Below are 20,077 nucleotides of genomic sequence, written 5' to 3'. Positions count from 1 at the left end.
CGCGTGGGGCTGCGCGTGGTGTTCATGGCGGCAACGCTTCGCTCCACACACGCTGTAGAAAAATCGGCAAAATTCCGCTAAGGGCCGCCCCATGCAGACCGCCGCGAACCTCATGCCCATCCCCGGGCACATCGATCCCGTGCCCGTTCCCCGCAGCTTCGTGTCGCGCAGCGACGGGCGTATCGACCTGCTCGGGCTGTCGCTCGCCGATCTGCGCATGGCGCTGGAGACGTCGCAGCTCGAGGAAAAACAGGCCAAGCTGCGCGCCAAGCAGCTGTGGCACTGGATCTACAATCGCGGCGCGACCGAGTTTTCGGCGATGACCGACATCTCGAAGACGATGCACCCGTGGCTCGAGCAGCGCTTCGTGATCAGCCGGCCCAATGTGGTCGAGGCGCAGGTGTCGACCGACGGCACGCGCAAATGGCTGCTGCGATCGGACGACGCGCAGGATTACGAGATGGTGTTCATCCCCGACGCGGATCGCGGCACCTTGTGCGTGTCGAGCCAGGTCGGCTGCACGCTCAACTGCACCTTTTGCCACACCGGCACGATGCGGCTGGTCCGCAACCTGACGCCTGCCGAGATCGTCGGCCAGGTGATGCTCGCGCGCGATTCGCTGGGCGAATGGCCGAGCCAGCCCGAGGGGCGCATGCTCACCAACATCGTGATGATGGGGATGGGCGAGCCGCTGTATAATTTTGAGAATGTCCGCGATGCGCTGAAGCTGGTGATGGACGGCGCAGGGCTCGCGCTCAGCCGCCGCCGGATCACGCTGTCGACCAGCGGCGTGGTGCCGATGATGGCGCGCGCGGGTGCTGAGATCGGCGTGAACCTCGCGGTGTCGCTGCACGCGGTGACCAAGGAGGTGCGCGACGAGATCGTGCCGCTCAACCGCAAATACGGCATCGAGGAACTGCTCCAGGCCTGCGCGGACTATCCCGGCACCAATAATGCCCGCCGGATCACGTTCGAATATGTGATGCTGAAGGACAAGAATGATTCGGACGCCGATGCGCACGAACTCGTCCGGCTGCTGCGCAAATATGAATTGCCCGCCAAGGTGAATTTGATCCCGTTCAACCCATGGCCGGGCGCGGCCTATGAATGCTCGACCCCCGAGCGGATCAAGTCCTTCTCGAGCATCGTGTTCGGGGCGGGCATCTCCGCGCCGGTGCGCACGCCGCGCGGCCGCGACATCGATGCGGCGTGCGGGCAGCTGAAGACCGCGTCGGAGAAGAAAAGCCGCGCGCAACTCGATCGCGAAGCCGCGCTTGCCTGATTTGGGTGTGGTGGCACTGGCGGCGGGTGCGGGGTTGCTGGGCGGCGCGATGAACGCGCTGGCGGGGGGCGGCAGTTTTGCGACGATGCCCGCGCTGATCGGGCTGGGCGTGCCGTCGACCTTCGCCAATGCGACGAGCAACGTCTCGCTCCAGCCAGGCGCGATGGCTAGCGCATGGACCTACCGGCACGGGCTGGAGCCGGTGTCGGGCGTCGGCATGCGGACGATGGCGGGGATCACCTTCGTCGGCGGGCTCGTCGGCAGCCTTTTACTCGTCGCGACCTCGGCACGCGCGTTCGACCTGATCGTGCCGTGGCTGCTGCTGTTCGCGACGCTGGCGATCGCGTTCGGCACGCAGGCGTCGCTCTGGCTGCGGTCACGCGTCGAGATCGGGCCGAAATCGCTGGTCGCGGTGCAGGCGATGCTGGGCGTCTATGGCGGCTATTTCGGCGGCGGGGTCGGGCTGATGCTGACCGCCGCCTGGGGGCTGTTGTCGGGCGCGACGCCCGCCATGCTTGCCGCACCGCGCACGCTGATGCTCGCGGTCGCCAATCTCGCGGCAACGATCATCTTCATCGCCACCGGCATGGTCTATTGGGCGCTGTGCATACCGATGCTCCTCGGCGGGATCGTCGGCGGGCATTTCGGGGCGAAGCTCGGGCTGGTGCTGCCCGCCAAGGTCATTCGGGTGTGGACGCTGCTGGTGACGATCGCGACGACGATCGTGTTCTTCTGGCGAGCGTATGGCTGAGGCGTGTGTCCCCGCGAAGGCGGGGACCCAGTCTGGGCACCCGCCTTCGCGGGTGGACCAACCGCCTCAGGTCAACCCGGCCGACGCATCTTGAACAGCGACTCCTCGGTGATCGCGAAATAATCCGCCGGGCCGCCGCCGCGCAGGATCGGTTCGCCGCGCGCGGTCTGGTACACACCGTCCTCGAGCATCGCCGGGTCGATATGGATCGCGACCGCCTCGCCGAGCACCAGCCACTGGTCGAGTTCGCGTCCCTCCTTGGTTTCCAGCCGGACGATCTGCGTCACCTTGCATTCGAACTGCGCACGGCTCGCGGCGACGCGCGGCGGCTTCACGTGCAGCGACGCCAGCGTCTCGAGCCCCGCGAGTGCGAATTCGTCGACGTCCGCCGCGACATTGGCCGCGGTCGCGTTCATCGCCTCGCCCAGATCGCGGCTGACGAGGTTCCAGACGAATTCGCCGGTCGCGGCGATGTTGGCGACGCTGTCCTTCCACCCCATCGACGAAAAGCCGATCAGCGGCGGGGTGTAGTTGAACAGGTTGAAGAAGCTGTAGGGCGCAAGATTGGGTACGCCGTCCGCGGACAGCGTGCTCACCCAGCCGATCGGGCGCGGCGCGACGATCGCGTTGAGCGGATCATGCGGCAGGCGATGGCCGCTCGCCGGTTCGTAAGAATGCCATTCGGTCATACGCGTATCCCTGCTATGGTCGGAGCTTGTCGCCTAAAGCGAAGGCCAAGCATGAACGATCCCGCCCGCCCTATCGCCACCGCCCCTGTCACCGTCATCAAACGCCACCGGATCGCAACGCGGCTGTGGCACTGGATCACCGCGGTGGCGATGTTCATCATGATCGGCAGCGGGATCGGCATCTTGAAGGCGCATCCGCGATTCTACTGGGGGCGTTACGGCGCGAACTTCGACCAGGCGTGGACGACGCTCGACCAATGGCCGGGCTGGGTGGTGACGCTGATCAACCTGCTGACGATCCCGGCGAGCTACAACCTCGCCATTTCGCGACGCTGGCACCTGTTCTTCGCGCTGGTCCTGTCGTTCGCACTGCTCGGCTTCATGATCGTCAGCCTGTTCAACCGGCATTTCCAGCGCGACCTCCGCGTCCGGGCGAGCGAGCTTGCGCCGCGCGAGGTGGCGCATGACGTGCGCGAGCATCTGGCGCTGCGCTTCCACGATCCGAAGCGGCCGGCCGCGTACAACATCCTGCAGAAGCTGTCCTATGTCGCGACGATCTTCATCCTGCTGCCGGTGATGATCCTGACCGGGCTGGCGATGTCGCCGGCGATGGATGCCGCCTGGCCGTGGCTGCTCGACATCTTCGGCGGGCGGCAATCGGCGCGGTCGATCCACTTCATCGCGATGGTCGCGCTCGTCCTGTTCATCATCGTCCACCTCGCGCTCGTGATCCTGGCGGGCGCGTGGAACGAGGTGCGATCGATGATCACCGGACGCTTTACCGTTCCGGGGCACGTCCCCGCGCATACCGGGGAGGACGCCGCATGAGCACCATCATCACCCGCCGCTCGCTGGTCGCGGGCGCGGCGGTCGGCGCCGGCGCGTTGCTCACCGGGTGCGACAAGATCATCCAGCATCCCGAGGCGCGCAAGATCCTGTTCATGGGCGAGGAGATGAACCGCGGGCTGCAACGCGCGCTGACCAACCGCAACGCGCTCGTCCCCGAGTTCAGCGCGGCGCAGATGTCACCGATCTTCCGGTCGAACGGCACGCGCAACCCGGGCACCCCGGCCTATACCGAGCTGCTGGTGAACAACTTTGCGGACTATCGGTTGCGCGTCGGCGGGCTGGTCGACCGGCCGCTGTCGCTCTCGCTGCCGCAGCTCCGCCAGATGCCCGCGCGCGCGCAGATCACGCGGCACGACTGTGTCGAGGGCTGGTCGGCGATCGCCAAGTGGCAGGGCCCGAAGCTTGCCACGCTGTTACAGGCCGCGGGGATCCGCGACACCGCGCGCTACATCGTCTTCACCTGCGCCGACCTGTACCGGGGCACGCCCTATTACGAGTCGATCGACCTGATCGACGCATTCCACCCACAGACGATCCTCGCCTGGGCGTTAAATGACCAGATTCTGGACGTCGCGCACGGCGCGCCCGTCCGGCTGCGCGTCGAACGTCAGCTTGGCTACAAACATGCCAAATATATCATGGCGATAGACGCCGTCGCCAGCCTGGCCGGGATCGGCAAGGGCAAGGGCGGCTATTGGGAAGATAACGTGGATTATGATTGGTATGCGGGAATCTGACGCCGCCCGGGGGGTGGCGCATTTCCGTACCAGTCATTAGCTAACGCGACATGGCCCTATTCGATCGCTTTCTCGCCCGGCAGGTAAAAACCGGCGAACTCACGCTGATCCACGCGGACGGTACCACCAAGCAGTTCGGCACGCCCGACCCTGCCTACAACCCCGTCACGATCCGCCTCACCGCCCCAGGTGTTGCGGGCGCGATCGTCCGCCACCCGGCGCTGGGCGCGGCGGAAGCGTTTATGGACGGCCGCCTGGTGATCGAGCGCGGCGACATTCGAGACCTCGTCAACCTGCTCAAGGGCAACAGCCCATGGGAGCGCGGGGGCGGGCTCAACCCCTCGCTGCCGATCAAGCTGCTCGACAAGGTCGTCCACCGCGTCGACCGGGTGAACATGGCGCGCCGGTCGAAGAAGAACGTCGCGCATCATTACGACCTGTCGGACCGGCTCTACGACCTGTTCCTCGACGCCGATCGCCAATATTCGTGCGCGTACTTCACCGATGCCGGCAACAGCCTGGAACAGGCGCAGGACGACAAGAAGGCGCATATCGCCGCCAAGCTCGCGATCCAGCCCGGCATGCGCGTGCTCGACATCGGCTGCGGCTGGGGCGGCATGGCGCTGTACCTGCACGCCAAGACCGGGGCGGAGGTCCTGGGTGTCACGCTGAGCGAGGAACAGCTGAAGGTCGCGCGGCGCCGCGCCGAGGAGGCCGGCGTCGCGGACAAGGTGAAATTTGAGCTGATCGACTATCGCGCGCTGACGGGCACGTTCGACCGCATCGTGTCGGTCGGCATGTTCGAGCATGTCGGCCCGCCGCAGTACAAGACATTCTTCCGCAAGTGCCGCGACCTGCTGAGCGCGGACGGGGTGATGCTGCTCCACACGATCGGCCGCATGGGCGGGCCCGGCGTGACCGACACCTTCACGACCAAGTATATCTTCCCCGGCGGCTACAACCCCGCACTGTCGGAGATCGTCCGCGGCTATGAGGGGCTGAAGTTCTTCCCGACCGATATCGAGGTGCTGCGCGTGCATTACGCGCTGACGATCGACCATTGGTACGACCGGACGGTCGCGGCGAAGGATGCGATCGTCGCGCTGTATGACGAGCGCTTCTACCGGATGTGGACCTTCTACCTTGCGGGTGCCGCCGCGGCGTTCCGGACCGGGGGGATGGTCAATTACCAGATCCAGCTGTCGAAGAGCCGGATGACGCTGCCGCTGACGCGCGACTATATGATCGAGGGTGAACGGGCGTTGCGCGCGGGCTGATTTCCCGCCGTTCGTCATTCCCGCGGAGGCGGGAATCCAGACTGGCAGGCTCCGGTGATGGAACCGAAAAGCCAGCCGGTCTGGATCCCCGCCTCCGCGGGGATGACGACTTTACGGGGGGGACTCCGTAGATGGATGCCCCCCTATAGGCGTGGCCTCAGCGGCTGCCCTGCATCTGCGACTTCGCGGCCGACCGCTCGTCGCCGCCGATCTTGCCGTCCTTGTTCGCGTCATATTTCGCAAAGGTCGCGGCGAGCAGTGCCTGGGCCTCGGGCTGCGTGACCTTGCCGTCCTTGTTGGTGTCCGCGCTGCTGAACCACAGCTCGGCAAGCCGCTTGGCGTGGACCGGATCCGGGCGCCTTGGCCCGACCTTCATCTGGCTGATCCCCGCCTGGACCTCGGCGCGCGTCAGGACGCCGTCCTTGTTGGTATCGCGCGCGGCGAACTCGGCCTTGAACTTGGCGGAAACGGAGGCGCGGGTCTCCTGCGCCAGCGCGGGCGTCGCGAGGCCGGCGAGGACGAACAGGGTAAGCGTTTGACGTAGCACGGTCGGGACACTCCAAATGATCTGGGGGCGCACGTAGCGCGGGTTGGTTGTACGCGCCATGAATGCGCCCGGTTGCATGCTCCGGTTGCATGCAGGGCGTCCAGCGCATAGGGGCGCGGGCATTGGATATTGCCCAAAGGATCTTGCCCGTGACCGATCAGATCAACCGCGCCGCCGGCGACGCCGGCATCAATCGGGTCGTCCTCGCCTATTCGGGCGGCCTCGACACCAGCGTGATCCTGAAATGGCTCCAGCAGACCTACAACTGCGAAGTCGTCACCTTCACCGCGGATCTGGGCCAGGGCGAGGAACTCGAGCCGGCGCGCGCCAAGGCCGAGATGATGGGCGTGAAGCCCGAGCACATCTTCGTCGACGATCTGCGCGAGGAATTCGTGCGCGATTACGTGTTCCCGATGATGCGGTCGAACGCGCTGTACGAGGGGCTGTACCTGCTCGGCACGTCGATCGCGCGGCCGCTGATCGCCAAGCGCCAGATCGAGATCGCCCGGATGGTCGGCGCCGACGCGGTCAGCCACGGCGCGACCGGCAAGGGCAACGACCAGGTCCGCTTCGAGCTCGGCTATTACGCGCTGTCGCCCGACATCAAGGTGATCGCACCGTGGCGCGAATGGGACCTGACCAGCCGCACCAAGCTGATCGAGTTCGCCGAACAGCACCAGATCCCGGTCAGCAAGGACAAGCGCGGCGAGGCACCCTTCTCGACCGATGCGAACATGCTCCACACCTCGTCCGAAGGGCTGGTGCTCGAGAATCCGTGGGACGAGGTGCCGGACTATGTCTATTCGCGCACGGTGAACCCCGAGGACGCGCCCGACGCGCCCGAATATATCACGATCGATTTCGAGCGTGGCGACGGCGTCGCGATCAACGGCGAGGGGATGAGCCCCGCGACCCTGCTGTCGACGCTCAACGACTATGGCCGTCGTCACGGCATCGGCCGTCTCGACCTGGTCGAGAACCGCTTCGTCGGCATGAAGAGCCGCGGCATGTACGAGACACCGGGCGGCACCATCTATCACCTCGCGCACCGCGGTATCGAGCAGCTGACGCTCGATCGCGGCGCGGCGCATCTGAAGGACGAGCTCGCGCCGCGCTATGCCGAGCTGCTGTACAACGGCTTCTGGTTCTCGCCCGAGCGCGAGATGCTCCAGGCGGCGATCGATCACAGCCAGGAAAAGGTCTCGGGCACCGTCCGGCTGAAGCTCTACAAGGGCGGCGTGTATGTGGTCGGCCGCAAGTCGCCCAACTCGCTCTATTCGGAAAAGGTCGTGACGTTCGAGGACGATCAGGGCGCCTATGACCAGCGCGACGCGGCCGGCTTCATCAAGCTGAACGCACTGCGCCTGCGCCTGCTGGGCCGTCGCGACCAAGTGTGAGCGATACCGGCTCCCGTCCCCCGACGCTCGGGGGCCGGAAGCCCTGGCGGTGTATTCCGTCGCAATGCGGCGCGGTCGGCGCTTGTCGAATGCCCCCCTGCGGCGCTAGGCGTCGAGGGATGGCGCGGGGGACAACAACGGAACTTCACTGGTGGCAGACGCGCACGTTCGTCGCGTGCGTCGCGCTGGCATCGATCATCCCGCTGCTGTGGCCGGAGGTGCCGCCGCTGGTCGATCTGCCTGGGCATATGGGGCGCTACCGCGTCCAGCTCGCGATCGGCGACAATCCCTGGCTCAGCCAATGGTATGATTTCCGCTGGCAGCTGATCGGCAATCTCGGCATCGACCTGTTGATCGTGCCGCTTGCGCCGATCTTCGGGTTGCAGCTCGCGGTGAAGCTGATCGTCATGGCGATCCCCGCGCTCACCGTCACCGGGCTGCTGTGGATCGCGCGCGAAGTGCATGGCCGGATCCCGGCGACCGCGCTGTTCGCGCTGCCGCTCGCCTATAGCTATCCGTTCCAGTTCGGCTTCGTGAACTTCGCGCTGGCGATGGCGCTCGCGCTCAACATGTTCGCGCTGTGGCTCCGCCTCGGGCGGCTTGAGCGGCTGCGGCTGCGCACGATCCTGTTCGTGCCCGGATCCTGCCTGCTCTGGCTGTGCCATACCTTCGGCTGGGGCGTGCTGGGCGTGCTCGCCTTCTCCGCCGAGCTGATCCGCCAGCACGACATCCGCAAGACCGGGGTGCGCGGCGAAGGCGCGATCAAGGGCTGGATCGGCGCGTTTATCCGCGCCGGGCTCAGCTGTATCCCGCTGGCGCTGCCGATGGTGATGATGGTGCTGTGGCGGTCGGGCGACCACGTCACGGGCAAGACGCAGGACTGGTTCAACTGGCGCTGGAAGATGAACTGGATCACGATGGTCCTGCGCGATCGCTGGATGGCGTTCGACATCGCATCGGTCACCGTGCTGTTCGTGATCCTGTTCCGCGGCGTGCGCGACCAGACGATCGAATATTCGCGCAACCTCGCGCTGTCCGCGCTGTTCCTGGCTTTGGTCTATATCCTGTTGCCGCGGATCGTGTTCGGCTCCGCCTATGCCGACATGCGCCTCGCGCCGTTCATGCTGGCGTTCGCGATCATCGCGCTGCGCCCGCGCAACCGCCTGTCGCTGCGCGGCGCCGCAACGCTGGCGGTACTGGGGTTCAGCTTCTTCGCGGTCCGGCTGGCGGGCACCACGATCAGCTTCCTGATCTATGACCGCAGCTACGACCAGGCGATCGCCGCGATCGACACCGTGCCCGAGCGCGCACGCGTGGTCTCGTTCGTCGGGCGGCGCTGTCGCGACGACTGGGCCTATTCGCGGCTCGAGCATGTCCCGGCGCTGCTGCTCGAGCGGCGGCTGGCCTTCACCAACGACCAGTGGTCGATGGCGGGCGGACAGCTGATGACGACGCACTATCCGATCGCGCGTGGCTTCGCGCATGATCCGTCCGAAATCGTTACCGATATCCGCTGTCGTGGCCAGTTCTGGCGGCCGATCGCGATGGCGCTAGAGCATTTCCCCCGCGACGCGTTCGATTATGTCTGGCTGATCCACCCGCCGGCGTTCGACCCCGCGCTGATCCGCGACCTGACCCCGATCCGCCGCGACGGCACGAGCGTCCTGTACAAGGTCAACCGGTCGGCGGTTCCGCCCGCCGAAACGGAGTAAGCTCGCCAAGATACTCGCGGTCGGAGGCGACTGCTTCGCGTTCGCGGACGAGGAAGTCGGCGATCGCGCGGCGGAAGCCCGGATCCGGGATGTAATGCGCCGAATAGGTCGCGACCGGCGCATAGCCGCGCGCGAGCTTGTGTTCGCCCTGTGCGCCCGCCTCGACCGTCGTCAGCCCGCGCGCGATCGCCGCATCGATCGCTTGGTAATAGCAGAGCTCGAAATGGAGGAAGGGCACCTCCTCGGTCGCGCCCCAATAGCGGCCGTAGAGCGTGTCCGCACCGATCAGGTTGAGCGCCCCCGCGATCGGCACGCCGTCACGCTCGGCGAGGATCAGCAGCACCCGGTCGCCCATCGTCTGGCCGATCTCATCGAAAAAGCCGCGCGTCAGATAGGGCTGGCCCCATTTGCGGCTGCCCGTGTCCTGGTAGAAGACCCAGAACGCGTCCCAGTGCGCGGGCGTGATCTCCGCGCCCGTCAGGTGCCGGATCGTCAGTCCCTCGACCGCGGCGGCGCGCTCCTTGCGGATCGCCTTGCGCTTACGGCTGGCGAGCGCGGCGAGAAAATCGTCGAAGCTCGCATAGCCGTTATTGGTCCAGTGGAACTGCGTGCCCTGACGGATCAGCCATCCGGCGGCCTCGAACAGCGCGACCTCTGCGGGGGCGATGAAGGTCGCATGCGCGGAGGACAGGCCGCTCTGATCAGTGACCGCCTCGAGCGCGGCGATCAGCGCGGGCGCGACCGCCGGGTCGCGCAGGAGCAGCCGTGGGCCGGGCACCGGGCTGAACGGCGCGGCAATCTGCAATTTCGGGTAATAGTTCCCCCCCGCCCGCTCCCACGCGTCGGCCCAGCCCTGGTCGAACACATATTCGCCCTGGCTGTGGCTCTTGGCATAGGCGGGCGCGATCCCGGCCGGCCTGCCGTCGTCGCCATCGACGACCACCGGCAGCGCCTGCCACCCCGATCGTCCACCGACGCTTTTCGAGGCCTCGAGCGCGGCGAGGAAGGCGTGGCCGACGAACGGATTCGCGTCGCCGGCACAGGCGTCCCAGTCCTCCGCCGCGATCGAGGTAACGCCTTGGGCGATGCGGGCGGTGATGGCTGTCATGCGCTCCTAAAATAGGCGCGCAGGCGTCAGTCTCAAGCAGCTGGGCTCAAGCGGCTGGGCTCAAGCGGCGGAGACCTGGACGATCGCGTCGATCTCGACCGCGGCGCCCAGCGGCAGCACGGGAACGCCGACCGCGGAGCGGGCATGCTTGCCGGCTTCGCCGAACAGCTGGACCATCAGGTCGGACGCGCCGTTCGCGACCTTGGGCTGATCGGTGAAGTCGCCGTGCGAATTGACGAACACGCCGAGCTTCACGATTCGCTCGACACGGCCGAGCGAGCCGAGCGCCGCCTTCATCTGCGCGACCAGCATCAGCGCGCAACGCTGCGCCGCGTCCTGCCCGTCCTCGAGCGACACGCCGTCGCCAAGGCGACCGGTGACGATCTGGCCGTCCTTGAACGGCAGCTGGCCGGAGATGTGGAGCAGCCCGTTCGCCTCGACGGCGGGAACATAGGATGCGACGGGGGCGGCGGCCTGCGGCAGCGTCAGGCCAAGCTCTTCGAGCTTGCGGTCGATACGATCGGTCATGTGCGCGGTCTCACCACAGCCACGGGGGGCGGGTCAAGCGTCCGCGGGCACCCCGGCGGCGAAGCGCGCGGCGATCCAGGCTTCCGCCTCGCGCCAGTCGTCGATCCGGGCATGCGCGGCGGGCGCCCTGGGCACCGCCCCCGCCAGCGTCGGCTCGGACACCATGTGCAGCCGGTGGACGCCCGGCGCATGCTGCGCGACCGATTCGTGATGCACCGCGAGGTCGTCGACGAACACGGTGACGGGGTTGCCATATTCGGCGACCAGCCGCGCGACGGGGTCGCCCTTGCCGCCCTGGTTGCACTCGACGCGGTGGGCGATGTCGAACGCGGCGAGCTGCTCGATCCGCGGCAGGCGGCATTCGTCCTGCAAATTGGTCAGGATCACGATGTCCGCGATCTCGGCGAGCGACGCGAGCGCCTCGCGGGCATGCGGCACCAAAGTCTGGCGGTGCATCTCTGCAGGAAAGAACCCGCCGAGCAGTGCCCACATGTCCTCGCGCGTGGGCGCGGGCCCGCCGTCGCGGCGCGTCATGCTGTTGGCGAAATCGCCGTGGCCGATCTCGAAATCGATATCATGCGCCTCGTCGAGCCAGGTGCCGAAATGCTTGACCATGTGGAGCAGCACTTCGTCGCAATCGCTGATCAGCAGCGGCTTCATGCCTCGAACCCCGGATCGAGCGTCATTCGCGCGCGGACGAGCGCCTCGGGCCTGATGCCCAGCGTTTCGGCGCAGGCGACAAGATCGGGTTCATGCGATTCGAGGAAGCCGAGTACCGCCGCGAGCACGGCGGGCTCCCCGGCCCGCGTGCGCAGGTCGGCAGGGTCGAGTCCGGTCACCGACAACAGGCGCATCGCTCGGTCCGGCTCGCTCAGCGTCCATACCAGGGCTTGCAGCGCCAGGGCCTCAGCGTCTTCATTTGTAACGGCGCTGCGCATTGCCTATTGTCATCCTTCTTGAAACGAATGGTGGCTCGCGTGGCAAAGAAGGTGCTCGTTGTCGAGGACAACGAACTCAACCTGAAACTATTCTGCGACCTTTTGCGGGCGCATGATTACCTTGCCGAACCTGTACGCGACGGGCGCGAGGCGGTGGTCCGGGCGCGCGAATTCGCCCCCGACCTGATCATCATGGACATCCAGATGCCGCACGTCACCGGCTATGAGATCATCCTTGAGCTCAAGGCCGACGACGTGCTCAGCACGATCCCGGTGATGGCGGTCACCGCCTATGCAGGTCGCGAGGACGAGGACCGGATCCGTGCCGCGGGCGCGGACGCCTATATCTCGAAGCCGATCAGCCTCGCCCGCTTCATGGAAGCGGTGCGCGCGTTCGTCTGAGCGAACCGCGAGACCCGCCGCGCAGGAACGCCAAAGGCCGCGGGTATCGCTACCCGCGGCCTTGCGATCGCATCGTAAACGCGCGACGGCATCGCCGCCGCGTCGACTTACTTGATCTTGGCTTCCTTGAACTCGACATGCTTGCGCACGACGGGATCATACTTGCTGAACGAGAGCTTCTCGGTCTTCGTGCGGGGATTCTTCTTGGTGACGTAGAAGAAGCCGGTGTCCGCGGTGCTGACGAGCTTGATCTTGACGGTAGTCGGCTTGGCCATGAGCCCAATCCTTAAGGCTGAAAATGCTAGGGCGGCAGCACGCATGCCACCGCCCGATCTGTCGCGGCGCATGGCGCATGCTGCCGGCCAAGTCAACCATATCACCCCATATTCGCCCCGGAATCCCGCATCACAGGGTGTTTAACCGCATCTTTATCGGCATGGGCGCATGATGCATCCCATAAGAAAGACAGGAGGCGGGATCATGGGGCAGGTTGCCGAGCGAGTCGCGGAATTCCAGGATCTGGCGCTGGTAAAGGCCGAGCTTGCGGCCCGGATCGCCGCGATCGACGTCCGCGCGCCCTATACCCGCGCGACCGATCTCGCGCCCGATATCGACGCGATCCGCCTGATCGCGCATCGCAACGGCATGAACCCCGCGGTGACCGTCACGCACTTCATCGATTCGGCACTGTCGCGCGGCGAACATGGCGCGCTGGTCCACGGCTGGCTGATGACGCTGAGCGACGCGATCTACAGCGAGCGGCAGGACGTCCAGGCCTGCCATGTCTTTGCCGCCGCCTGTTCGGTGCGGCTCGCGGGATGACCCGCGCATGACGCGTTAGCGATGGACGCGCTGATGGCGGCGCTCGTCGCCGCCGCGCTGGCGCAGGTCGGCGATCGAACCGCGTGGCTCGCCGCGATCCTGTCCGATCGGTATCGCAAGCCGCAGCTGGTGATCCTCGCGGCGGCGTTCGCGCTGCTGCTCGCCGGCAGCCTGGCGGTCGCGGGCGGGATCGCGGTCGCGCCGCTGCTGACACCCAATGCGCGCCAGCTGATGCTGGCGCTCGCGCTGATCCTCCAGGGCGGCGGTGCGCTCCTGCCGGTCAAGGCGCCCGATCCACTGCGCGGGTGGCGCACGGGCGCGATCGCCACCACCATGCTCGGGCTGTTCATCCTCGCCTTTGGCGACGGCATACAGTTCATCGTGGCCGCGCTTGCGCTCCGCAGTGCCGTACCGATGCTGGCGGCGGTCGGCGCGACGATCGGATCGCTGGTGGTGATCGTCCCCGCGGCGATGATGGGTGAAGCCGCGTGGCGCCGATGGCCGCTCGCCCGACTGCGCACCGGCATCGGGCTGATATTCGTGCTCCTGGGGGTCATTCTGGGCCTCAGCGCTGCGCGATTGATCTAGCGGGGCGATCACTCAGATGAGGAATGGCGCATGCGCGACGGGAGCATTTCGGCTATCGCTTCGTTGACGCAACGATCCACAGACATTCCCATGCATGGAGTTTTCGATGCCCGCCACCAACCCCGCACTCGACACGCCCACCGATCTCGTCAGCAACAGCACGAAGACGGTTGCCGAAGCGCTCAATGCCTCGCTCGCCGATTGCTATGCCTTGTACCTGAAGACCAAGAACTTTCACTGGCACATGTCGGGTCCGCATTTCCGTGACTATCATCTGTTGCTTGATGACCAGGCGGCACAAATCCTGGGCGTGACCGATGCGATCGCCGAGCGCGTCCGCAAGACCGGCAACACGACGCTGCGCTCGATCGGCGACATTTCGCGCCACCAGAGCATCCCGGACAATGACAAGGATTTCGTCGGACCGACCGAAATGCTCGCCGAGCTTCGCGAAGACAATCTGAAGCTCGTCGAACAGTTCCGGATCGTCAAGGACGCCGCCGACGAGGCCAAGGACAATGCCACCAGCGGCATCGTCGACGAGTGGACCGATCAGGCCGAGGAACGCGCCTGGTTCCTGTTCGAAGCCAGCCGCAAGGCCTGAACCCCGGCGCCCGTCCTTCCCGTGTCGGAACCGACATGGGCGGGACGGGTTCTGTCAGGAACAGGAGAATGCCCATGTTGAAGCTCGCCATCACCTTCTTGATCATCGGCCTCGTGCTGGCCCTGCTCGGATTTGGCGGCGTCGGCGGGGCGTTTATCGGCATCGCCAAGGTGCTATTCTTCATCGCGATCGCGCTGTTCGTGATCTTCTTGGTGCTCGGTTTGCTGGCCGGCAAGGGAATCAAGAACGCGATCGACTGACGCGACGAGATCGCATCGGCCCGCGCCGATGCCAAGATAAGGCCCTCGCCGGGAACGGCGGGGGCCTTTTTGATGTAGCGCCCGCAGCGACGTGGACGCCGGCCCGGAGCCGAGTGCCGGGCGGCGCGTTGTCGGATCATGCATGCTTTCGCCGCGCTCCTCGATGCCCTCACCTATACGCGGTCGCGCAATGCGAAGCTGAAGCTGATCGGCGATTATCTGCGCGTGACGCCGGACCCCGATCGCGGCTGGGCGATGGCGGCGCTGACCGGCGATCTCGATCTGCCGGGGGTCAAATCGGCGGTCATCCGCGGATTGATCGAGGACCGGGTCGATCCCGTCCTCTTCCGGATGAGCCGTGATTATGTCGGCGATACCGCCGAGACCGTCGCCCTGCTGTGGCCCGAGCCCGAGCCCTTGGGGCCGGATCCGGTGCCCGCCGAACCGCTGTCGATCTCGCAGGTGGTCGACCGGCTGATGACGCTGTCGCGCGCCGAGGCGCCGGCGGCGCTTGCGGCGATGCTCGATCGTTCGGATGCGGAGGAGCGCTTCGCCCTGCTCAAGATGGCGACCGGCGGGTTGCGGATCGGCGTTTCGTCGCGCCTGGCGAAGACCGCGCTGGCGGATGCGTTCGGGCTCGACGTCGATGCGGTCGAGGAGGTCTGGCATGGCCTGGCAGCCCCCTATCCGACGCTGTTCGCCTGGGCGGAGGGGCATGGCGCGCAACCGACACCCGCCAACGTCCCCGTCTTCCGCCCCTTCATGCTCGCCCATGGTCTGGAGGATCTGCGCGTCGACCTCGCCGACTATGCGGCGGAGTGGAAATGGGACGGGATCCGCGTGCAGATCGTCCATGTCGCGGGGGAAACGCGACTCTACAGCCGGACCGGCGACGACGTGACCGCGAGCTTCCCCGAGATCGCCGCCGCCTTCGTCACGCCGGGGACGGTCGACGGCGAATTGCTGGTCAAGGGCGAGCATCAGGGGGGCACGCTGGAGGAGGGCGGCGGCGCGGCGAGCTTCAACGCGCTGCAGCAGCGGCTGGGGCGCAAGACGGTGTCGGCGAAGATGCTCGCCGAGTATCCGGCCTTTGTCCGCCTCTATGACCTGTTGATCGATGGCGACGAGGATCTGCGCGCGCTGCCCTGGACCGAGCGACGCGCGCGGCTCGAGGCGTTCGTGCCGCAGCTCGATGCCGAGCGGTTCGACCTGAGCCATGTCATCGACGCCGTGGACTTCACCGCGCTCGAGGCGGTGCGCGCGGGTGCGCGCGACTCGGCGATCGAGGGCGTGATGCTCAAGCGCCGCGACTCGCCCTATGTCGGCGGGCGCCGCGTCGGGCTCTGGTATAAATGGAAACGCGACCCGCTCACCGCGGATTGCGTGATGATGTACGCGCAGCGCGGCAGCGGCCGGCGGTCCTCTTATTATTCGGACTATACCTTTGGCTGCTGGACCGAGGAAGGCGAACTGCTGCCGGTCGGCAAGGCCTATTCGGGGATTACCGACGAGGAGCTGCGGATGCTCGATTCGTTCGTCCGCAAGAACACGCTTAACCGGTTCGGGCCGGTGCGTGAGGTCGCCAAGACGATGGTGCTCGAAATCGCGTTCGACGCGCTGCAGGAGTCGAAGAGGCACAAGTCGGGGATTGCGATGCGCTTCCCAAGGATCGCGCGGATCCGGACGGACAAGCCCGCGGCCGAGGCCGACCGGATCGACACGCTCCGCCGGATGATCCCCGCGCCCTAGCCGTTGATCCGGATCTCGAACAGGGTCGGCCAGAGCTTGCCGGTGACGAACAGCCGCTTTTTCGCGGCATCCCAGGCAATGCCATTGAGCACCGCGTCGCGGTCGCGGGCGCCGATCTCGGCAACCAGCGGACGCAGGTCGATGATCGCGGTGACGCGGCCGGTGCCGGGGGCGATGCGGACGAGATATCCCGTCTGCCAGACATTGGCGAGGATCGCGCCATCGACATATTCGAGTTCGTTGAGCTGCGTCAGCGGACGCCCATCGATCGTCACGCCAATCCGGCGACGTTCGGCCAATGTCCTTGGATCGCGCAGGATCAATGACGCGCTGCCGTCGGACTGGATCAGGCCGTCCCTGTCGCTCGTCAGGCCCCAGCCCTCCCCCGCATAGCGGTTGGTGCCGGTCGGCTTGAGCGTGCGGGCATCCCAGCGATGCGCGATGCCGTCATGCCAGGTCAGGCTGATCAGCTCGTTCTTCCACAGGCCGAGCCCCTCGCCGAACTGTGCCGGATCGATCCGGCGCCGCGCGACGATACGACCATCGAGAAGCGTGACGCGGCGGACATCGGACTGCCCCTCCTTGCCCGTGCTCTCGTAGAGCGCGCCATCGTGCCACAACAGGCCTTCGGTGAACGCCGTCGCATCGTGCGGATAGCGGGCCACGATGCTGACCGACAGGATCGGCACGGATGGCGCTGTCGCAGAGACGGGCGTTTTGGGAGGGGCAGGCCGGACGGCGGAGCGTGTCGGCGCTGGCGCTATGCGCGGTGCCGTTGCGCCCTGCGCCAGAACGGCAACGGCCGGCCCCGCAAGTGCGAGACCGGCCGCTATCAGGCTGTGTCCGATCGTCATGCTGGTTCGAAAAACCCCGATGACCGGACGGACGGGATTAGCCGCCTGCGCTCAGGTTGACCGCTGCATACTTGCCGCGACGATCGACTTCGAGCTCGAACTCGAGCTTGTCGCCCTCGTTAAGCGTCGCCATGCCGGCACGCTCGACGGCCGAAATGTGCACGAACGCGTCAGGCTGGCCATCATCGCGCTGAATGAAGCCGAAGCCCTTCATCGCGTTGAAGAACTTGACCGTACCCGTTGCCTTCTCACCGGTCAGCTGGCGCTGCGGCGCGCCGCCTGCACCACGATCGGCACCGCCACGGGGTGCACCCGGGCCGGCATCGCGATCACGCGGCGGACCACGATCGGTCACGGCCATCGGCTCGCCATCGATCTTGAGATCGGTTGCCGAGATGCGGCCGCCGCGATCGACGAGCGTGAAGCCGAGCGGCTGACCCTCGGCGAGAGCGACCATGCCGGCCTGCTCGACTGCGCTGATGTGCACGAACACGTCCTCGCCGCCGTCATCGCGAACGACGAAGCCGAAGCCCTTCTGTGCGTTGAAGAACTTTACGACGCCGGTGCCTTCACCAACGACCTGGGGGGGCATGCCGCGCCCGGCGCCACCGCCGCCGCCGCCGCCACTGAAGCCGCCGCCACCGCCGCCGCCGCGGTAACCACCGCCGCCACCGCCGCCGCCGCCGAAGCGATCACCGCCGCCGCCGAAGCTGCTGCCGCCGCCGTAGCTGCTGCCACCGCCACCATAGCTGCTGCCGCCGCCGCCGAACCGGTCACCGCCGCCGCCGAAGCTGCTGCCGCCACCGAAATCGTCGCTGCCGCCGCCGAAGCTGTCGCGCTTGTCGCGGCCACGCCCGCCACGGTTCCCGCGGCCACCTTTATCGAAACCCATAAGCCCTGATCGTCTTCCCGGTTCGCCCGCAAAATCTCTCCAAAAGCCGGCGTGTCCGGACGACGAACGCGGGCCCTCGGGCGCGAAACCTTTTGCGCCTTGGGGAAGGGCATAGCGCAAAAATCAAGCTATCGCGAACAGAATCTTGTCCGCTTGCTCCATTGGCGATGATCGCGGCAAAAGCATGGCGCACCCGCGTCATCGCGGAGGACCATTGAGCAAGGCGCCCCCGGCCGCTAGGGCCACCGCATGACAGTGTATCTTCATGAAGGCGACATCCCGTCCGGGATCTTCGCACCGGGCGCCTCGATCGCCGTCGACACCGAGACCATGGGCCTCATCACGCCGCGCGACCGGCTCTGCGTCGTGCAGCTTTCGGATGGCGGCGCGGACGAACATCTCGTCCGGTTCGCGGCCGACAGCGACTATGCGGCGCCCAACCTCAAGGCGCTGCTCGCGGATCCGGAGCGGCTGAAACTCTACCATTTCGGACGATTCGATATCGCCGCGGTCCAGCATTATCTTGGCGTCGTCGCGGCGCCGGCCTATTGCACCAAGATCGCGTCGCGACTGGTCCGGACCTATACCGACCGGCACGGCCTCAAGGAGCTGGTCCGCGAACTGCTGGGCCAGGACGTGTCGAAGCAGCAGCAATCCTCCGACTGGGGGAGCCCGCAGCTCAGCGAGGCGCAGAAGGACTATGCCGCGTCCGACGTTCGCTTCCTGCACCGGATGAAGGAAGAGCTCGACAAGCGGTTGATTCGCGAAGGCCGCATGGAGCTCGCGCAGAAATGCTTCGACTTCCTGCCGACCCGTGCCGCGCTTGATCTCGCCGGATGGCCCGAGATCGACATCTTTGCGCACGCCTGACATGACCATGGCGCCCCCGTCCGACGCATCGGCGAAGACGATGCGGCAGGCCCGCTCGCCGCGTCAGGTCTGGGCGGCGCCGGGCAGCCGCCACGACCGCGTCGTCGGACTGGCGCGACTCGGCCTGCCGACCGCGATCGGCGTGCTGACCGCATTCCTTGTGATGGCGCCGCTGACCGCGGGCGGCGACGTATCGTTCGTGCTCGACAAGAACAAGGTCGAGGTCGCGCAGGAGCGCATGAAGCTGCAGGCCGCGCAATATCGCGGGCAGGATTCGAAGGGCCAGGCGTTCACGCTCGACGCCCGCTCGGCGATCCAGAAGAGTTCGGCCGAACCGATCGTGCAGCTCAACACGCTGAGCGCGCAGCTCCAGCTCGCCGACGGCCCCGCCAACATCAAGGCGAATTCCGGGCGCTACGATATGGACACCGAGAAGGTGCAGCTGAACGGCCCGCTCAACGTCACCGCTCCCAACGGCTATGACCTGAAAACCACCAATGCGACGCTCGACATGCGCGCGCGGACGATGGACAGCGGCAGTGCGGTGACGGGAACGGTGCCGCAGGGCGTGTTCAGTGCAAACAAGCTGCATGCCGATCTGGAAGCCCGCACCGTCAGGCTCGACGGCAATGCGCGCTTGCGGATCGTGCCGCGAGGGCCGAAATAGCCGCCATGCGCCTCATACCATGCTCCGTCCTCCTGATGCTCTCCGCGCTCGCGGCGACCGGCGTCTCCGCGCAACGTGCGCACAACTCGAACGCGCCGATCGATTTCGGCGCGGATCATATCGAGCTTCAGGACAAGGCGAACCGCGCCGTGCTGAGCGGGGGCGTGTCGGTCAAGCAGGCGGACATGACGCTGAATTCGGCGCGGATGACGGTGGCCTATACCGGCGAAGTGGTCGGCGGGAACCCGCAGGTGTCGCGCCTCGACGCGTCGGGCGGCGTGACGGTGCGCCGGCCGGACCAGACCGCGAAGAGCCAATATGCGATCTACGACCTCAACCGGCGGATGATCACGATGCTCGGCGCGGTGACGCTGACCCAGGGTGGCAACACCGTGAATGGCGGGCGGCTGACGATGAACCTCGACACCGGCCGCGCGGTGATCGACGGATCGTCGGTCCGCGGCAGCGGCGGCGCAACCGCCAGCGGCGGCACCGTGACCCAGACGGGCGGGCGCGTGACGGGCACCTTCTCGGTTCCCAAGCGCAACTGATCC

At 66.6% G+C, this 20,077-nt stretch carries 25 protein-coding genes; 16 read left to right on the top strand and 9 right to left on the bottom strand.

Annotated elements, in window-relative coordinates; genetic code table 11:
* Nucleotides 1–91 precede the first annotated feature (91 nt).
* Nucleotides 92–1,282 (top strand): 23S rRNA (adenine(2503)-C(2))-methyltransferase RlmN, encoded by a 1,191-nt coding sequence (gene rlmN, locus ASE89_RS01745; protein ID WP_037530332.1) that lies wholly within the window; start codon nt 92–94, stop codon nt 1,280–1,282.
* Nucleotides 1,275–2,033 carry a sulfite exporter TauE/SafE family protein gene (locus ASE89_RS01740; protein WP_037530331.1) on the top strand — a complete coding sequence of 253 codons (759 nt, stop codon included), beginning with the start codon at nt 1,275–1,277 and terminating at the stop codon, nt 2,031–2,033. The genes rlmN and ASE89_RS01740 overlap by 8 nt, the downstream gene beginning before the upstream one ends.
* 71 nt (nt 2,034–2,104) lie before the next feature.
* Here ASE89_RS01740 and ASE89_RS01735 read toward each other — a convergent pair whose 3' ends face one another.
* Nucleotides 2,105–2,722: a flavin reductase family protein gene (locus ASE89_RS01735; protein WP_037530329.1), complete on the bottom strand. Its 618-nt coding sequence runs from the start codon at nt 2,720–2,722 to the stop codon at nt 2,105–2,107.
* Between the two features lie 51 nt (nt 2,723–2,773).
* On the opposite strand from ASE89_RS01735, the gene ASE89_RS01730 reads away from it, so the two are divergent.
* The 3 genes from ASE89_RS01730 to ASE89_RS01720 are packed head-to-tail and all read left to right on the top strand — an operon-like array spanning nt 2,774 to nt 5,585.
* Nucleotides 2,774–3,550, top strand: a complete 777-nt coding sequence (locus ASE89_RS01730) for a cytochrome b/b6 domain-containing protein (protein ID WP_056673474.1) — start codon at nt 2,774–2,776, stop codon at nt 3,548–3,550.
* Nucleotides 3,547–4,308 (top strand): molybdopterin-dependent oxidoreductase, encoded by a 762-nt coding sequence (locus tag ASE89_RS01725; RefSeq protein ID WP_031396584.1) that lies wholly within the window; start codon nt 3,547–3,549, stop codon nt 4,306–4,308. The genes ASE89_RS01730 and ASE89_RS01725 overlap by 4 nt, the downstream gene beginning before the upstream one ends.
* Before the next feature lie 50 nt (nt 4,309–4,358).
* On the top strand, nt 4,359–5,585 hold the full coding sequence (locus tag ASE89_RS01720; RefSeq protein WP_031439117.1) for an SAM-dependent methyltransferase: 1,227 nt from the start codon (nt 4,359–4,361) through the stop codon (nt 5,583–5,585).
* A 157-nt stretch (nt 5,586–5,742) separates the two neighbouring features.
* Here the strand turns inward: ASE89_RS01720 and ASE89_RS01715 are convergent, their stop codons facing one another.
* Complete coding sequence (locus ASE89_RS01715) at nt 5,743–6,132, bottom strand: EF-hand domain-containing protein (protein WP_168427522.1); 390 nt, start codon at nt 6,130–6,132, stop codon at nt 5,743–5,745.
* Nucleotides 6,133–6,281: 149 nt separating this feature from the next.
* Here ASE89_RS01715 and ASE89_RS01710 point away from each other — a divergent pair, with 149 nt between their 5' ends.
* Together ASE89_RS01710 and ASE89_RS01705 are read left to right on the top strand one after the other, a co-directional pair.
* Nucleotides 6,282–7,529: an argininosuccinate synthase gene (locus tag ASE89_RS01710; RefSeq protein ID WP_236701584.1), complete on the top strand. Its 1,248-nt coding sequence runs from the start codon at nt 6,282–6,284 to the stop codon at nt 7,527–7,529.
* A gap of 119 nt (nt 7,530–7,648) precedes the next feature.
* Entirely contained in the window at nt 7,649–9,241 is a 1,593-nt protein-coding gene (locus ASE89_RS01705; RefSeq protein ID WP_056673468.1) for a hypothetical protein, read from the top strand.
* Here ASE89_RS01705 and ASE89_RS01700 read toward each other — a convergent pair.
* The 4 genes from ASE89_RS01700 to ASE89_RS01685 are packed head-to-tail and all read right to left on the bottom strand — an operon-like array spanning nt 9,204 to nt 11,815.
* Nucleotides 9,204–10,349 (bottom strand): GNAT family N-acetyltransferase, encoded by a 1,146-nt coding sequence (locus ASE89_RS01700; RefSeq protein WP_056673466.1) that lies wholly within the window; start codon nt 10,347–10,349, stop codon nt 9,204–9,206. The two genes, ASE89_RS01705 and ASE89_RS01700, sit on opposite strands and share 38 nt — an antisense overlap.
* A gap of 60 nt (nt 10,350–10,409) precedes the next feature.
* A complete protein-coding gene (locus ASE89_RS01695) occupies nt 10,410–10,877 on the bottom strand; it encodes a RidA family protein (RefSeq protein ID WP_031396590.1) in 468 nt (155 codons plus the stop codon).
* 33 nt (nt 10,878–10,910) lie between these two features.
* The gene (locus ASE89_RS01690; RefSeq protein WP_056673462.1) at nt 10,911–11,537 is read right to left on the bottom strand and encodes a hypothetical protein; all 627 of its coding nucleotides are present in this window, start codon (nt 11,535–11,537) and stop codon (nt 10,911–10,913) included.
* Nucleotides 11,534–11,815: a DUF3572 domain-containing protein gene (locus tag ASE89_RS01685; RefSeq protein WP_056673459.1), complete on the bottom strand. Its 282-nt coding sequence runs from the start codon at nt 11,813–11,815 to the stop codon at nt 11,534–11,536. Before ASE89_RS01685 ends, ASE89_RS01690 begins: the two co-directional genes overlap by 4 nt.
* Before the next feature lie 39 nt (nt 11,816–11,854).
* On the opposite strand from ASE89_RS01685, the gene ASE89_RS01680 reads away from it, so the two are divergent.
* Nucleotides 11,855–12,217: a response regulator gene (locus ASE89_RS01680; protein ID WP_056675138.1), complete on the top strand. Its 363-nt coding sequence runs from the start codon at nt 11,855–11,857 to the stop codon at nt 12,215–12,217.
* Nucleotides 12,218–12,324: 107 nt separating this feature from the next.
* Here ASE89_RS01680 and rpmG read toward each other — a convergent pair whose 3' ends face one another.
* Entirely contained in the window at nt 12,325–12,492 is a 168-nt protein-coding gene (gene rpmG / locus ASE89_RS01675) for a 50S ribosomal protein L33 (protein ID WP_017977469.1), read from the bottom strand.
* 205 nt (nt 12,493–12,697) lie between these two features.
* Here rpmG and ASE89_RS01670 point away from each other — a divergent pair, with 205 nt between their 5' ends.
* The 5 genes from ASE89_RS01670 to ASE89_RS01650 all read left to right on the top strand — a co-directional run bounded on the left by ASE89_RS01670 (nt 12,698) and on the right by ASE89_RS01650 (nt 16,240).
* On the top strand, nt 12,698–13,039 hold the full coding sequence (locus tag ASE89_RS01670; RefSeq protein WP_042466204.1) for a hypothetical protein: 342 nt from the start codon (nt 12,698–12,700) through the stop codon (nt 13,037–13,039).
* Nucleotides 13,040–13,060: 21 nt separating this feature from the next.
* On the top strand, nt 13,061–13,627 hold the full coding sequence (locus tag ASE89_RS01665; protein WP_056673456.1) for a TMEM165/GDT1 family protein: 567 nt from the start codon (nt 13,061–13,063) through the stop codon (nt 13,625–13,627).
* Nucleotides 13,628–13,733: 106 nt separating this feature from the next.
* Entirely contained in the window at nt 13,734–14,231 is a 498-nt protein-coding gene (locus ASE89_RS01660; RefSeq protein WP_031438858.1) for a Dps family protein, read from the top strand.
* A gap of 74 nt (nt 14,232–14,305) precedes the next feature.
* Entirely contained in the window at nt 14,306–14,491 is a 186-nt protein-coding gene (locus tag ASE89_RS01655) for a DUF1328 domain-containing protein (protein ID WP_031395540.1), read from the top strand.
* Between the two features lie 138 nt (nt 14,492–14,629).
* Nucleotides 14,630–16,240, top strand: coding sequence for a cisplatin damage response ATP-dependent DNA ligase (locus tag ASE89_RS01650; RefSeq protein ID WP_056673453.1), 1,611 nt, complete (start codon nt 14,630–14,632; stop codon nt 16,238–16,240).
* Here ASE89_RS01650 and ASE89_RS01645 read toward each other — a convergent pair.
* Together ASE89_RS01645 and ASE89_RS21500 are read right to left on the bottom strand one after the other, a co-directional pair.
* On the bottom strand, nt 16,237–17,094 hold the full coding sequence (locus ASE89_RS01645) for a glutaminyl-peptide cyclotransferase (protein ID WP_082451184.1): 858 nt from the start codon (nt 17,092–17,094) through the stop codon (nt 16,237–16,239). The genes ASE89_RS01650 and ASE89_RS01645 overlap by 4 nt on opposite strands.
* A 37-nt stretch (nt 17,095–17,131) precedes the next feature.
* Nucleotides 17,132–17,986 (bottom strand): cold-shock protein, encoded by an 855-nt coding sequence (locus tag ASE89_RS21500; protein ID WP_056673450.1) that lies wholly within the window; start codon nt 17,984–17,986, stop codon nt 17,132–17,134.
* A 249-nt stretch (nt 17,987–18,235) separates the two neighbouring features.
* Between ASE89_RS21500 and ASE89_RS01635 the strand changes: the two genes are divergently transcribed.
* Genes ASE89_RS01635 through ASE89_RS01625 form a run of 3 tightly spaced genes read left to right on the top strand, consistent with a single transcriptional unit; the run spans nt 18,236 to nt 20,074 of the window.
* Nucleotides 18,236–18,856: a ribonuclease D gene (locus ASE89_RS01635; protein WP_031396597.1), complete on the top strand. Its 621-nt coding sequence runs from the start codon at nt 18,236–18,238 to the stop codon at nt 18,854–18,856.
* Nucleotide 18,857: 1 nt separating this feature from the next.
* Nucleotides 18,858–19,523, top strand: a complete 666-nt coding sequence (gene lptC / locus ASE89_RS01630) for an LPS export ABC transporter periplasmic protein LptC (RefSeq protein ID WP_236701582.1) — start codon at nt 18,858–18,860, stop codon at nt 19,521–19,523.
* Between the two features lie 5 nt (nt 19,524–19,528).
* Complete coding sequence (locus ASE89_RS01625) at nt 19,529–20,074, top strand: LptA/OstA family protein (RefSeq protein WP_056673447.1); 546 nt, start codon at nt 19,529–19,531, stop codon at nt 20,072–20,074.
* Nucleotides 20,075–20,077 lie beyond the last annotated feature (3 nt).

Source organism: Sphingomonas sp. Leaf30, from assembly GCF_001422525.1.
Lineage (GTDB): Bacteria > Pseudomonadota > Alphaproteobacteria > Sphingomonadales > Sphingomonadaceae > Sphingomonas > Sphingomonas aerolata.
The sequence above is the reverse complement of the archived record's forward strand: the minus strand, read 5'-3'. Positions and strand labels throughout refer to the sequence as shown.